The sequence below is a fragment of the Corallococcus sp. CA047B genome, assembly GCF_003612065.1.
In the GTDB taxonomy this organism is placed as follows: Bacteria; Myxococcota; Myxococcia; order Myxococcales; family Myxococcaceae; genus Corallococcus; species Corallococcus praedator.
On the sequence record NZ_RAWD01000742.1, the window covers coordinates 1 to 412 of the forward strand.

The following is a 412-nucleotide window of genomic DNA, read 5'->3' on the forward strand; positions in this document are numbered from 1 at the left end:
CTGACATTACTGGCCCAAAAATTTCTTCTTGTGCTATCGTCATTTGATTATCTACATTAATAAAAATTGTCGGACGTGCAAAGTATCCTTTTTCAAGTCCTTCTGGTTTACCAGCACCACCATAAAATAATTCAGCACCTTCTTCAATACCTTTATTAATATAATTTTGTACTTGAGCAAATTGTTTTTTACTAATGATAGGGCCTACTTGTGTACCATCTTCTCTTGGATTACCGACACGCACTTGGCTAAATTGTTCTTTTAATTCAGCTAAGAATGCATCTTTAATTTTTTTAGGCACTAAAACTCGTGTACCAGCTGTACATACTTGACCAGTATTATTAACAACTTTGCCTGTTGTTGCTTTAGCCGCTTCTTGAATATCTACGTCGTCTAGGACGATGTATGGTGA

The 412-nt window shown here is 35.7% G+C and carries 1 protein-coding gene; it reads right to left on the reverse strand.

Annotation, left to right across the window (positions count from 1 at the left end; genetic code table 11):
• Positions 1–412, reverse strand: a 412-nt coding sequence (locus tag D7X74_RS42455) for an aldehyde dehydrogenase family protein (RefSeq protein ID WP_120538507.1), incomplete at both ends; no start/stop codon positions are given.